This window comes from uncultured Candidatus Pelagibacter sp., from assembly GCF_943788075.1.
Lineage (GTDB): Bacteria > Pseudomonadota > Alphaproteobacteria > Pelagibacterales > Pelagibacteraceae > Pelagibacter.
On the sequence record NZ_CALSOW010000004.1, the window covers coordinates 77355 to 89714 of the forward strand.

Annotated in this window: 17 protein-coding genes; 1 reads left to right on the forward strand and 16 read right to left on the reverse strand. The window is 28.1% G+C overall.

All coding sequences use genetic code 11. The annotated features are described in order from the left end of the window. Position 1: 1 nt before the first annotated feature. The 5 genes from Q0X98_RS05040 to Q0X98_RS05060 form a co-directional block, all read right to left on the reverse strand. Positions 2-373 carry a MerR family transcriptional regulator gene (locus Q0X98_RS05040; RefSeq protein ID WP_297681901.1) on the reverse strand — a complete coding sequence of 124 codons (372 nt, stop codon included), beginning with the start codon at positions 371-373 and terminating at the stop codon, positions 2-4. Then, a complete protein-coding gene (locus Q0X98_RS05045) occupies positions 366-665 on the reverse strand; it encodes an integration host factor subunit alpha (RefSeq protein ID WP_297681902.1) in 300 nt (99 codons plus the stop codon). Before Q0X98_RS05045 ends, Q0X98_RS05040 begins: the two co-directional genes overlap by 8 nt. Positions 666-754: 89 nt before the next feature. Continuing rightward, complete coding sequence (gene plsX / locus Q0X98_RS05050; RefSeq protein ID WP_297681903.1) at positions 755-1672, reverse strand: phosphate acyltransferase PlsX; 918 nt, start codon at positions 1670-1672, stop codon at positions 755-757. 13 nt (positions 1673-1685) lie between these two features. Next, complete coding sequence (gene rpmF / locus Q0X98_RS05055) at positions 1686-1868, reverse strand: 50S ribosomal protein L32 (protein ID WP_008544930.1); 183 nt, start codon at positions 1866-1868, stop codon at positions 1686-1688. A 2-nt stretch (positions 1869-1870) separates the two neighbouring features. Further along, complete coding sequence (locus Q0X98_RS05060; RefSeq protein ID WP_297681904.1) at positions 1871-2338, reverse strand: ubiquinol-cytochrome C chaperone family protein; 468 nt, start codon at positions 2336-2338, stop codon at positions 1871-1873. Here Q0X98_RS05060 and bamE point away from each other — a divergent pair. Further along, positions 2337-2822: an outer membrane protein assembly factor BamE gene (gene bamE, locus Q0X98_RS05065; RefSeq protein WP_297681905.1), complete on the forward strand. Its 486-nt coding sequence runs from the start codon at positions 2337-2339 to the stop codon at positions 2820-2822. The two genes, Q0X98_RS05060 and bamE, sit on opposite strands and share 2 nt — an antisense overlap. On the opposite strand, the gene Q0X98_RS05070 is transcribed toward bamE, so the two are convergent. The 11 genes from Q0X98_RS05070 to Q0X98_RS05120 all read right to left on the reverse strand — a co-directional run bounded on the left by Q0X98_RS05070 (position 2809) and on the right by Q0X98_RS05120 (position 12346). Further along, the gene (locus Q0X98_RS05070) at positions 2809-4914 is read right to left on the reverse strand and encodes a sodium-translocating pyrophosphatase (RefSeq protein WP_297681906.1); all 2106 of its coding nucleotides are present in this window, start codon (positions 4912-4914) and stop codon (positions 2809-2811) included. The genes bamE and Q0X98_RS05070 overlap by 14 nt on opposite strands. Before the next feature lie 79 nt (positions 4915-4993). Further along, entirely contained in the window at positions 4994-5953 is a 960-nt protein-coding gene (gene thiL, locus Q0X98_RS05075; RefSeq protein WP_297681907.1) for a thiamine-phosphate kinase, read from the reverse strand. Next, complete coding sequence (locus Q0X98_RS05080; protein WP_297681908.1) at positions 5946-6350, reverse strand: transcription antitermination factor NusB; 405 nt, start codon at positions 6348-6350, stop codon at positions 5946-5948. The genes thiL and Q0X98_RS05080 overlap by 8 nt, the downstream gene beginning before the upstream one ends. Continuing rightward, a complete protein-coding gene (gene ribH, locus Q0X98_RS05085) occupies positions 6347-6736 on the reverse strand; it encodes a 6,7-dimethyl-8-ribityllumazine synthase (protein ID WP_297681909.1) in 390 nt (129 codons plus the stop codon). The genes Q0X98_RS05080 and ribH overlap by 4 nt, the downstream gene beginning before the upstream one ends. Beyond that, positions 6733-7836 carry a 3,4-dihydroxy-2-butanone-4-phosphate synthase gene (gene ribB / locus Q0X98_RS05090; RefSeq protein ID WP_297681910.1) on the reverse strand — a complete coding sequence of 368 codons (1104 nt, stop codon included), beginning with the start codon at positions 7834-7836 and terminating at the stop codon, positions 6733-6735. Before ribB ends, ribH begins: the two co-directional genes overlap by 4 nt. Next, the gene (locus tag Q0X98_RS05095) at positions 7823-8416 is read right to left on the reverse strand and encodes a riboflavin synthase (RefSeq protein WP_297681911.1); all 594 of its coding nucleotides are present in this window, start codon (positions 8414-8416) and stop codon (positions 7823-7825) included. The genes ribB and Q0X98_RS05095 overlap by 14 nt, the downstream gene beginning before the upstream one ends. A gap of 1 nt (position 8417) precedes the next feature. Continuing rightward, positions 8418-9524 carry a bifunctional diaminohydroxyphosphoribosylaminopyrimidine deaminase/5-amino-6-(5-phosphoribosylamino)uracil reductase RibD gene (gene ribD / locus Q0X98_RS05100; protein WP_297681912.1) on the reverse strand — a complete coding sequence of 369 codons (1107 nt, stop codon included), beginning with the start codon at positions 9522-9524 and terminating at the stop codon, positions 8418-8420. After that, a complete protein-coding gene (gene nrdR, locus Q0X98_RS05105) occupies positions 9505-9963 on the reverse strand; it encodes a transcriptional regulator NrdR (protein WP_297681913.1) in 459 nt (152 codons plus the stop codon). The genes ribD and nrdR overlap by 20 nt, the downstream gene beginning before the upstream one ends. A gap of 4 nt (positions 9964-9967) precedes the next feature. Then, positions 9968-11275 (reverse strand): serine hydroxymethyltransferase, encoded by a 1308-nt coding sequence (gene glyA / locus Q0X98_RS05110; RefSeq protein WP_297681914.1) that lies wholly within the window; start codon positions 11273-11275, stop codon positions 9968-9970. Between the two features lie 2 nt (positions 11276-11277). Next, positions 11278-11703, reverse strand: a complete 426-nt coding sequence (gene rpiB, locus Q0X98_RS05115) for a ribose 5-phosphate isomerase B (protein WP_297681915.1) — start codon at positions 11701-11703, stop codon at positions 11278-11280. Between the two features lies 1 nt (position 11704). Beyond that, positions 11705-12346, reverse strand: coding sequence for an aspartyl/asparaginyl beta-hydroxylase domain-containing protein (locus Q0X98_RS05120; RefSeq protein WP_297681916.1), 642 nt, complete (start codon positions 12344-12346; stop codon positions 11705-11707). Positions 12347-12360: the final 14 nt, after the last annotated feature.

The window sequence follows — 12360 nt, forward strand, 5'->3', positions numbered from 1 at the left end:
TTTATTTTAAATTTTTTAAGTTTTTAACAATTTTAGAAATTTTTACTAATTTATTTCTTAAATTATCAGCTTTTATAGAATTATTTGCCATTTCGTCAAGTTCTAAAGATTGCTCTCCATTAAGTATCTTTTTAGCACCATTAATAGTCATACCCTGTTCCTTAAGAAGAAATTTAACTTTTTTAAGAAGATTAATGCAATTTTCATCATAATATCTTCTATTTGAATTTAGGATTTTTGGTTTTATTTGCTTAAATTGTGTTTCCCAAAATCTAATTATATGAGTTGGAAGTTCACCCTTTTTATTAGATTTAAGATTTAATATTTTTGCAACTTCTCCTATCGTTTTATAAGCGCTATCAGACTTATCCATTATCTTTCAAATTGATAAATTCTTTGAATTCTTTTGAAGGTTTGAATAACACAACATCTCTACTTGAAATCATTTTAGTTTCTTTTGTTTTTGGATTCCTTCCTATTCTTGGCTTCTTTTCTCTAATAGAAAAAGTGCCAAATTTAGATAATTTCAGTTTCTTTTCTTGTTTAATATTTGAGACAATTGTTGATAAAAAGTCTTCGATAAGATTTTCAGAAATTTGCTTAGAAAAACCTAGCTGCATATAAACTAAATTAACTAAGTCTTTTTTAGTTAAATTTATTCTCATTAATTTAAATATTTTGCTTGATCTTTTCTATCAAATTACCTTTTACAATTCTATGACAAACATCTAAAGAGTTTGAAAATCCAATATAATCAGTACCACCGTGACTTTTTACAACTGGTGAGTCTAAGACCAATAAATATAGCACCATTATAAAGTCTTGGATCTAGTCGTTTTTTAAATTTATTTAAATTTGAAATATTTAATAGTGATGAAATTTTTCCAATTAAAGATCCTGTCATCGCCTTTTTAAGTTCACCAGTAATGAAATTTGCTGTACCTTCAGCAGTCTTTAAGGCTACATTTCCAGTGAAACCATCAGAAACAATTACGTTAATATTACCATCCATCAAATGATTTCCTTCTATATAACCAGAAAAATTATAGTTTGCAGACGTTTTATCATTTAGAATTTGGTACGTTTCTTTAATGATTTCATTTCCTTTAATTTCCTCTGATCCTATATTTAATAAACCTACATTAGGTTTTTCATTTGGATACAATGATGTGTAAAGAGAAGCACCCATTATAGAAAAATCTAATAAGTTTTTAGAGCTACATTCGATATTTGCACCTAAATCCAATACAACACTCATTCCTTTTTTATTTGGCCAAAGTGCAGATAATGCAGGTTTGTCAATATTCTCAATCATTTTAAGATTTAGTTTTGAAATAACCAATAGAGCTCCTGTGTTACCTGCTGATACAACAATATCAGCTTCTTTTTTTTTAACACTATTAACAGCAAGCCACATGCTAGTATTTTTTCCTCTTTTAGCTCCTTCAAGTGGACTATCAGTGCTTTTAACTACATCTACAGTGTGAATGATTTCAAAATAATCTTTACTGATTTTATTATTAATAAGATTATTAATTTTATTTTGATCACCAAAAATCTTATAAAATATATTTTTATTTAATTTATGATTAAGAATAATACCTTCAATAATTTTATTTGGTGAGTTATCACCCCCCATTGCATCCACTGCAATTTTAATCAGATCTGTCATTTTAGATTTTTTGTTATTCTTTTGGGTCTAAAACTTGTCTCCCCTTGTACATACCAGTTTTTAAATCTAAATGATGAGACAATCTATACTCGCCAGATTTTTTATCTTCAACAATATTTTTTGTTGAATATTTCATCGTTTGAGCTCTTCTCATTCCAGTTCTGGAAGGGGTTTGTTTACGTTTTGGTACAGCCATAATTATGGGTTACTTACACTTTTTAAATAAGAATTCAAAGTTTTTTTTGATAAATTATCATCAAATAACTCAAAATAATCAAGTAATTGTTCAATTTTAATAAAATCAGTTAAAAAAATCGAAAACTTTTCTATTTTTTGCAATCTTGTTAAATTGTTCCAGAAATGAATTTCTGAAACCATTGAGTGAAATAGGTTTATATAATCTTTCATTTTTTTATTAATAGATTGGTCACCATAACCAATTTCTCTAATACTAAGCTCAAGTTGTCTAAAATTGAAATCATAAATTTCTTGTAAAATAATCTTATTTTCTTCATTTTTAAAATTTTTTAAAAAAAAGGCAAAATGTAATAAAAATAAGGTTAATCGATCAGAAAAATTATCTTCTCTATTTAAAGATTTATATAAATCTTTATTTCTAGTGTAATTAATTAAATTGTTATAAATATAAAGATATTTTTCACTCATGATAAAAATATTATATATAATTTTTCTTTCATTAATAGTTGCAAATTGTTCATTAAAAAAAGTTGTTAAACATCATGGTGTACCTTTTTTAGAAAAAAAACAATCTTCATTAATAGTAAATAAAACTAATAAAAATGACATAATACAAATATTAGGAAATCCATCTACAAAAAGTAAGTTTGATAATGACGTATGGATCTATATTGAAAGAAAGCAAACACAATCAAAATTAATTAATTTAGGTAAAATGAAAATATATAAAAATGACGTCCTAGTATTAGATATAGACAATTATGGAATTCTTAGGAATAAAGAATTTTATAACAAAAATGATATGAAAAAAATACAAAAGGTAGAAGCAACTACAAAAAGAGGATTTAAAAGAAATACGTTTGTTTATGACTTCATGTCAAGCATGAGACAAAAGATTAATGACCCTCTTGGATCGAGGGCCAAAAAAAGAAACGAAATTAACCAGCGATAACTGCTAATAAAAGTAAAGCAACAATATTAGTAATTTTTATCATTGGATTAATAGCTGGACCTGCTGTATCTTTATAAGGATCTCCAACAGTATCACCAGTTACAGCAGCTTTGTGAGCTTCTGAACCTTTTCCACCGTGATTTCCATCCTCAATATACTTCTTAGCATTATCCCAAGCTCCTCCACCAGCAGTCATTGATACAGCAACAAATAGTCCTGTAATAATTACTCCTAACAACATAGCTCCAACAGCAGCTAGCGCAGCTACTTGGCCACCAATTAAAAGAATTATAAAATAAAGAACAACTGGAGATAAAACAGGCAATAAAGATGGTAATATCATTTCTTTAATTGCTGCCACAGTTAAAAGATCAACTAATTTAGCATAATCTGGTTTCTGTTTTCTCTTCATAATACCAGGAAATTTTTTAAATTGTCTTCTAACCTCAATTACTACTGCTCCCCCTGCTCTTCCAACAGCTTGCATTCCCATTGAGCCAAATAGGTAAGGTAACATTCCACCAATTAATAAACCTACAACCACGTAAGGATTAGATAAATCAAACGTTACAACAATACCTTCTAATTTAGAACCGGCTACATTTGAGAAATGTTTAATATCTTCGACATAAGCTGCAAATAAAACTAATGCTCCTAAACCTGCTGAGCCAATTGCATAACCTTTGGTAACAGCTTTTGTTGTGTTTCCTACCGCATCAAGAGCATCTGTAGTTTTTCTAACTTTTTTATCTAAATTAGACATCTCAGCAATTCCACCAGCATTATCTGTAACTGGGCCGTATGCATCTAATGCAACAACCATACCAGCTAAAGCTAACATTGTAGTAACAGCAATTGCTATACCGAAAAGTCCAGCGATAGCATTAGTAGCTAAAATTCCAGCAACAATTATTAAAGCAGGCACAGCAGTAGCTTCCATAGAAACAGCTAAACCTTGAATAACATTAGTACCATGACCTGTTGTAGATGAAGCGGCAACAGATTTTACTGGTCTATAATTTGTACCTGTGTAATACTCAGTGATCCAAATTAACAAACCTGTAATCACTAAACCAATTATTCCACAGTAATATAAACTCATTCCATTAAAGCTTTTGCCATTAACGTTATATTCCGTAGCAAAACCTATTACATAATCTGTCACTGGATACAAAATAGCTATTGAAGTAACTGCCGATACAACAAACCCCTTGTATAAAGCATTCATTACATTTTTATCTTTTCCAAGCTTAACAAAAAAAGTTCCAAGAATTGAAGTTATAATACAAGCACCACCAATTGTTAAAGGGTAAATCATCATGCTCATATCGCCTTGAAAGAAAATAGATGACAAAACCATAGTTGCTACAATTGTAACAGCATAAGTTTCAAATAAATCTGCAGCCATCCCCGCACAATCACCCACGTTATCACCAACGTTATCTGCAATAACAGCAGGGTTTCTTGGATCATCTTCAGGTATACCAGCTTCAACTTTACCCACTAAATCAGCACCAACATCAGCACCTTTTGTGAATATACCCCCTCCTAGTCTTGCAAAAATTGAAATCAAAGACGCACCAAAACCTAGGGCAACAAGTGCATTAACAATTTCTCTTTCATCAATATTAAATTTTAATAAATAATAGTAATAAACTGCTATAGCTAATAGTGCTAGACCAGCAACCAACATACCAGTTACAGCACCTGATTTAAATGCAACAGATAAGCCTTGGGCAAGACCTTTTCTTGATGCCTCTGCAGTTCTTACATTAGCTTCAACAGAAACTAGCATTCCAACATAACCTGCAATACCAGATAATGTAGCACCCACTAAATATCCTAAACCAACTAAAGGACTAAATGCGATGCTTACTATTACTAAAACAACCACACCAACAATAGCTATTGTTTTGTATTGTCTTGCTAGATAAGCTTTGGCTCCAATTTGAATTGCTGAAGCAATATCTTGCATTTTAGCATTACCTGCACTTTGATTTAAAATATTTTTACCTGTAAAAAATCCGTAAACTATGGATAATAAACCAGCTCCGATTGTGTATAATAAAATAGTCTCTACTGTTTCGCTCATATAAACCTTAAGGTTGTTGGTTGTTAAATTTTAAGCCCGGACAATACAAAAAAAGCTAAAAAAGACAATAATTAACTTTTTAGAATTGATGTTTAAAACCAGGGTTTTTAATCAGTAAATGCTCACCTTTTTTATCAATAAAGACTGATTTTTTGTTGTTTGGTCTAATTTTACCAATTTTAGATATTTTAATACCTAATTTCTTAGAAATGTTTTCAATGATTCTAGATTTAGAGGTACTGGCAGTAAATAAAATCTGATAATCATCTCCATTTGAAATAAAATTTGATTTTTTAAAATCATTCTTTTGTAAATAAATATGCAAATTTTTAGATATTGGAATTTGTTCTTCCCAAATTTTATAAGATAATTTTTGCTTATTGATCAATTTTTCAAGATCATCAATTAAACCATCCGATATATCTATTGATGAGTTAGCAAATTTTATTAATTTTTTTGTTAATTTAATTTGAATTTCTGGTTCAAAATATTTATTTAAAAAATATGTTTTAAATTTTTTAGTAGTCTTAATCTTATTTTGTAAAATTTTTAATCCGATAAAACTATCACCAAGATTTCCAGTTACATAAATATCATCATGAAGTTTTGCTTTGTTTCTATAAACAATATCTTTTGAATATCCAACTGATGTAATTGAAAAACTTAGTTTATTAGAAAAAGTTGTATCACCTCCACATAATAAAATCCCATATTTATTTTGCTCTTGTTCTAATGAGTTTGAGATTTTAGATAAGTTTCTTTTTGTAAATGATTTTTTATTACCACTGCCTGAGATAAAATAAAATTTTGGCAATACTCCTTTGCAAATCAAGTCTGAAATAGAAGATCTAATTATCTTTTTAATTACTAGTTCAGGTTTTTTAAAATTTAAAAAATGAGTTCCCTCGTTATAAGTATCTATTGAAATCACCAAAGATTTTTTTTTATCAAAAAAAACATCGTCGTTTAAATCTAATGAATGCTTATTAAACTTTGATAATTTTGAGAAATATTTTTTAATTAAATCAAATTCATGCATTTGATGTTCTTAACTTTTTTCCAACATTATCTAGTAAGGCATTTAAATATTTTGTTTGGGAATCCTCTAGAAAAAAATTTGATGAATTTAAATATTCTTTAATTATAATTTTTATTGAAATATTTGGTTTATATAAAAATTCGTAAGTAGCCGCTTTTAAAATAGTTTGGAAAACTTTATCTAAGTTATCTAAAATAAATTCATCACCAAGTTTATTATTTAGTTCATCTAATATTAAATCATTACGCTCAATGGTGCCAAAAACTATATCTTTTATAAACTTTTTAAATCTGTGTTTTGGAAAATCAATATTATCGTCTTCATTATAAAATTTACCATATAATTTTTGAATTATAATAACTCTTGGATTATTCTTTGGATTGAAATGAGTTTTCATTTTTGAGACAAAACTGAGTTTACAGCCTTTGCAGCTTCTGCACCTTTTTTTCTTCTTAATTTAGCCTGTTTCATATTAAGGCAAGTTATAATACCATTTCCAATGGGTTTCTTATTAAGAACAGATATGTCCATAATTGCATTCGTTGATGCTTGTGAAATAAAATCAAAATGTGGTGTTTGACCCTTGATGACACATCCAAGAGCTAAAAACGCATCATATTTTTTAATATTTTTAGAAATAGTAACTGGTATTTCAAAAACACCAGGAACTCTAACAATACTTACTATGTTAGATTTTGGAATTAATCTTAAAGCACTATCAAGAAGACCTTTAGCAATATCTTTATAATAATCCGCTACAACTATTAAGTATTTTTTTTTCATTTAATAATTTCTTGTTTGGTAATTCTTATACCATAACCCTCCAAACCTATAACTTTTTTAGGTGATTTTGTAATCAAGGTCATATTTTTAATTTTTAAATCTTTGATTATTTGTGCACCAATACCATAATTTCTAATAAGTTTATCTTTTCCTTTTTTATAAAAATCTTTATTTTTATAGTCTTTAAGAGTTTGGGTAACTGATTTAAGATTTGTATCTTTTATAAAAACTAAAACACAATTATTGAATTTTTTAAAATAATTAAGAGTTTTATTGAAAGAATTCGGTAGTTGTTGATTTATTAAATAATTTTGTACCACATTTGAAGATATTACTCTAACTCTAGGAGTTATCCCTCTCTTGATAGTTCCTTTAATCAAAGCAAAATGTTCAGATCCATCTAGAAGATTTTCATAAATTCTAATTTTGTATTTTTGTTTTTTAAATTCTATGAAACTTTTTTTCTTCAATTTGATTAATTTTTCTTTTTTTAATCTATAAGCAATTAAATCTTCAATTTTACCAATTTTGAGTTTATGTTTTTTTGCAAAATTAAATAAATCTTGACCCTTAGCCATTGTTCCATCTTCATTCATTATTTCGCAAATTACAGCTGAATTATTTTTTTTAGCCAATTTAGATATATCTACTGACGCTTCTGTATGACCGGCTCTAACCAGAACACCTCCATCTTTTGCGATTATTGGGAATATATGGCCAGGTGAAACAATATCATTTTTTTTAACATTCTTTTTTGAAGCGATACTGATAGTTTTTGCTCTATCTTTAGCGGAAATTCCTGTTGTAATTCCCTTTTTGGCTTCAATAGATACAGTAAAAGCAGTTTTGTTTCGTGATTGATTATTTGCAGACATCAAAGTTAAATTTAATCGTTTTGCCTGAATAGAATCTAGGGCTAAGCAAATTAAACCACGACCATATTTAGCCATAAAATTTATATTTTTTGCATTTGAATTTGATGTTGAGATAATAAGATCTCCTTCATTTTCTCTTTTTTCATCATCAACTAGAATAAACATACCACCCTTCTTGGCTACACCGATAATATTTTCGATTGATGTAAAATTATTTTTTGGCATTAAAATAATTTCTAACGTATTTAGATAAGATATCTATCTCTATATTAACAAGATCATTTTTTTTAATGGTTGATAAATTTGTTTCATTATAGGTATGAGGGATAACCCATATTTGAAAACCTTTTTTTGAAACTTTTGATATCGTCAGAGAAATACCATTTACACATATCGAGGCTTTTTCGATTAAATTTTTTCGCTCTTTGATTGGAATTTTAAATTCAAATAGATAAGACTTATCAATCTTCTTTATGTTAGTGACCGTAGCAATAGTATCAATGTGGCCCTGGCATATATGGCCTGAAATTTTTGTTCCATATTTTAAAGGTAGTTCAAGATTTATGACATCTTTAATTTTTAAATATTGGAATTTTGATCTAACTAAAGTTTCTTTGGAAAGATAAAATTCCATTAATTTTGATTTAAATGAAATTAAAGTAAGACAAACACCATCACAAGCTACAGACAAACCCATGTCTTTCTTAGATACTTTAAGATTACTCTTTACAAATATATTTAGCCCTTTTGGCCTTTTAATAATTTTTGTAACAACACCCTGATTATATATAATTCCATTAAACATATTAGTTTTTATACAATGTTATTTTATCTTTGCCTAAAAATAGGTTTAAATTAAACTTATTTTTATAATTATTCTTTAATATATCCAAACTATTAAATTTTAAATACTCGCTATCCTTAGAAAGATTTTTAGGACTTTTATACAAATAAAATTTATTAAAAATCTTATTTTTTAACAGATGACTAGTTAAGCTATCCCCTCCTTCAATTAATAAATTTCTGCAATTGAATGTATATAGTTTTTTCAATATAACTTTAAAATCAAACTTACCTTGTTTATTTACTTTAGATTTAATTAATTGAATCTTTTTTTTCTTAAAATCTAAAATCTTAGATTTGTCAGCTTGATTATAAAAAATTATAGTATTATTTTTATTTATAGTTTTTATTATGTAGCTATTAATTTTGGTTTGAAGTTTATTATCTAAAATAATTCTCTTAGGAGAAAAATTACTAAAACCTTTGATTCTGCAGTTTAATTTTGAATTATCTTTATTTAAGGTTTTGTATGAAACCATTATTGAGTCATTCTTATATCTCAACAAATGTGTAAATTTATCAGAATGGGCATTTGTAATTTTCTTATTTAATTTACTATAAATAAGGTTATTTTTTGAAACAGCAATTTTGCCAGTTACATAGGGTAATTTATTTCTTCTATTAAAAAAATAAGTTGAATAAAAATTATTAATTTTATCTTCAAGAAGACCTTTTTTAACTTTAATATTATTTGATTTTAAAATTTTTAAACTTTTATTTCTTACTCTTCTGTCTATATCCGCAACAGAAAATATCACTTCCTTGATTTTAGATTTAATTATTATATTTGTGCATGGTGGTGTTAAACCATGATGACAACATGGCTCCAAGGTAACATACATCTTTGAGCCTTTTAAATCATCTATACAATTTTTTATTGCATTAAATTCTGCATGCGGTCTTCCATTAAATGATGTTTGTCCAATAGAGATTATGTTATCATTTTTAACTATTACACACCCTACGGATGGATTTGATCCTGTAAGACCTTGACGAGAATTAGCCAACTTTAGGGCTATCTCCATATAAAATTTATCTTTTAATGAAAATTTATCTTTTTTTGTAGACATCAAGTTTGTCCACGAATTGCACAAAATCTTTTTCTTCTCTAAAGTTTCTGTAAACAGATGCAAAACGAACATATGCAACCGGGTCTAATTCTTTTAAACCCTCCATTACCATTGTCCCAATCGTATTTGTTGAAATTTCATTTTGCCCTAATTCCTCAAGAGCTCTTGAGATTTTGCTTATAAATTTTTCACCAGTCTCTGTATCAATAGGTCTTTTTTTTAAAGCAATATAAATTGATTTAGCTAATTTATCCCTATCGAAGGATGATTTTCGGCCATTTTTTTTAATAACCATTAATTCTCTTATTTGAATTCTTTCAAAAGTAGTAAATCTTTCACCACAAACACACAATCTTCTTCTTCTTATTGCGGTACCATCTTCAGTGGGACGAGAGTCCACTACAGAAGTTTCACCTTTTTTTTCACAAGGACAAATCATATCTCTATAAATTCTTATATATAGGAAATGATGAAGTTAAAGAAATAACTTCATTTTTAATTTCATTTTCTATCTTGCTATTATCATTTGGATTTTCAGATAAACCTTTCAGAGTTTTGGTGATTAATTCACCCACAATTTTAAATTCATTTAAACCAAAACCTCTGGTAGTAGCTGCTTGTGTGCCCAATCTAATTCCCGATGTAATCATTGGTTTTTCAGTATCAAAAGGAATTCCATTTTTATTACAGGTAATATTTGCTCTAGATAAACTCTCTGCTGCCAAGTTTCCTTTAACATTATAAGGTCTTAAATCTACTAACATCAAGTGTGTGTCTGTTCCATCTGAATAAATTTTAAATCCATTATTTTTTAATGTTTCAGCTAACATTTTTGCATTTGCTAAAACAGATTGAATGTAATCTTTAAATTCTGGTTGTAATGCCTCTAAGAAACCAGCAGCTTTAGCAGCTATGATATGCATTAATGGGCCACCTTGATAACCAGGAAAAACAGCTGTATTAAATTTTTTTGCTAACTCTTCATGATTGGTTAAAATAATGCCACCTCTCGCACTTCTAAAAACTTTATGAGTTGTAGAAGTTACGACATGAGCGTGATCACATGGGTTCGGGTATCCTTTTCCCGCAACTAAACCAGAAAAATGAGCCATATCTACCATTAAATATGCTCCAACTTTGTCAGCTATTTCTCTAAATCTTTTAAAATCTATTACTCTGGAGTATGCACTACCACCAGCAATAATTAATTTTGGTTTATGTTCTAATGCTAGTTTTTCAACATTATCATAATCAATAAGTTCCGAGTCTTTATCAACTTCATAACCAATTGCATTAAACCATTTACCTGACATCGAAATTTTAAGACCATGAGTAATATGACCACCAGAATTCAAGCTCATACCCATAAAAGTATCACCAGGATTAAGTAAGGCTAAAAATACAGCACCATTTGCTTGTGCACCTGAATGCGGTTGGGCATTAGCAAATTTACAATTAAATAATTCTTTCAATCTTTCAATGGCTAAATTTTCAGCTACATCAACATGTTCACAACCATTGTAATATCTTTTGCCAGGATACCCTTCTGCGTATTTGTTAGTTAAAACTGAACCTTGTGCCTCTAATACAGCTTGTGAGACAATATTTTCGGAAGCTATCAACTCTATATGTTGTTGCTGTCTTAACAGCTCATCTTGAATAGCTTTATAGAGAGCGGGATCTTTTTTAGATAAACTATCTTCAAAAAAACTTTTATAGCTATCGTTTAAATATTTTTTTTCACTAGACATAATTAAATTTTTTTAATTCTTTTTAAATGTCTTCCACCTTCAAATTTTGTATTTAAAAAAACACCCACACAACTAAGAGCATTTTTTTTGGTTAATAGTCTAGAACCTAATGTAATGATGTTTGCATCGTTATGCAATCTTGATAATTTAGTAGATTTTAAGTTAAAACATTGTGCAGCACGTATATTTTTATGTCTATTTGCCGCAATATTCATACCCATACCTGACCCACAAACTAAAATACCAACATTGTTTTTATTTAGCTTAACCCTTCTAGAAACTTTATGGGCAAAGTCAGGATAATCTACTCTATCATTATTATAAGGACCCATATCTTCAAAAGATATTTTCTTTTCAGATAAATAAGATTTTATAGTTTCTTTTAATTTGAAGCCAGCGTGATCAGATGAAATAAATATTTTTTTCAAATTAGTTAAATCTATAATCTAGAACACAAGCAACAAGATGAATTCTATTTTCTTCTCCACCATTAAATGCGTTATGATATTTAGTGTTATTAGTAACCCAAACTGATCCATCAGCAGGCATATGTTTTGCAACATTGTCTATAACCATTAAACACCCAGGATTACTAATTATTGGTATGTGTAATCTAGGCTCAGGGTCTCTATGCCAACTTAATGTTGATCTAGGTTCTTTTAATAAAATTCTAACTCGACCTAATTTGAATTTTGATGACAATATATCGTAAACTTCTTTGAAATAAGTGTTTTCATAATCTTTAATAAATTCTGAATATGCAGACTCATCTATTTCAACATCTCTTGAAACTTCTTTTCCAGTTTTGTCTGGTTTTGTCCAATATACGCCTCTAGCTTTGTTTCCTTTTATAGAATCTGGATCACCAGGAATTTGAGTTAAAGAAATGGCTCCAAAATGAGTTACACCACCCCCATCATCAAATTTTTTAGTTTGAATAATTTGATTATATGCTTCCTGTAATTTGGAAATATCAAATTTAATATTTTGTTTTTGAAAATCACTAAAATCTAAAAGTCTATCTTCTTTTTTTATATTTAAGTCTACGATCTTTGTGTTATCTATGCTCATTGAAATTGTTTTGT

Excerpts from the sequence above, each read along its gene's own strand:
- Q0X98_RS05040 (WP_297681901.1), bottom strand. The coding sequence starts at position 373 with ATGGATAAGTCTGATAGCGCTTATAAAACGATAGGAGAAGTTGCAAAA.
- Q0X98_RS05045 (WP_297681902.1), bottom strand. The coding sequence starts at position 665 with ATGAGAATAAATTTAACTAAAAAAGACTTAGTTAATTTAGTTTATATG.
- plsX (WP_297681903.1), bottom strand. The coding sequence starts at position 1,672 with ATGACAGATCTGATTAAAATTGCAGTGGATGCAATGGGGGGTGATAAC.
- rpmF (WP_008544930.1), bottom strand. The coding sequence starts at position 1,868 with ATGGCTGTACCAAAACGTAAACAAACCCCTTCCAGAACTGGAATGAGA.
- bamE (WP_297681905.1), top strand. The coding sequence starts at position 2,337 with ATGATAAAAATATTATATATAATTTTTCTTTCATTAATAGTTGCAAAT.
- Q0X98_RS05060 (WP_297681904.1), bottom strand. The coding sequence starts at position 2,338 with ATGAGTGAAAAATATCTTTATATTTATAACAATTTAATTAATTACACT.
- Q0X98_RS05070 (WP_297681906.1), bottom strand. The coding sequence starts at position 4,914 with ATGAGCGAAACAGTAGAGACTATTTTATTATACACAATCGGAGCTGGT.
- thiL (WP_297681907.1), bottom strand. The coding sequence starts at position 5,953 with ATGCATGAATTTGATTTAATTAAAAAATATTTCTCAAAATTATCAAAG.
- Q0X98_RS05080 (WP_297681908.1), bottom strand. The coding sequence starts at position 6,350 with ATGAAAACTCATTTCAATCCAAAGAATAATCCAAGAGTTATTATAATT.
- ribH (WP_297681909.1), bottom strand. The coding sequence starts at position 6,736 with ATGAAAAAAAAATACTTAATAGTTGTAGCGGATTATTATAAAGATATT.
- ribB (WP_297681910.1), bottom strand. The coding sequence starts at position 7,836 with ATGCCAAAAAATAATTTTACATCAATCGAAAATATTATCGGTGTAGCC.
- Q0X98_RS05095 (WP_297681911.1), bottom strand. The coding sequence starts at position 8,416 with ATGTTTAATGGAATTATATATAATCAGGGTGTTGTTACAAAAATTATT.
- ribD (WP_297681912.1), bottom strand. The coding sequence starts at position 9,524 with ATGTCTACAAAAAAAGATAAATTTTCATTAAAAGATAAATTTTATATG.
- nrdR (WP_297681913.1), bottom strand. The coding sequence starts at position 9,963 with ATGATTTGTCCTTGTGAAAAAAAAGGTGAAACTTCTGTAGTGGACTCT.
- glyA (WP_297681914.1), bottom strand. The coding sequence starts at position 11,275 with ATGTCTAGTGAAAAAAAATATTTAAACGATAGCTATAAAAGTTTTTTT.
- Q0X98_RS05120 (WP_297681916.1), bottom strand. The coding sequence starts at position 12,346 with ATGAGCATAGATAACACAAAGATCGTAGACTTAAATATAAAAAAAGAA.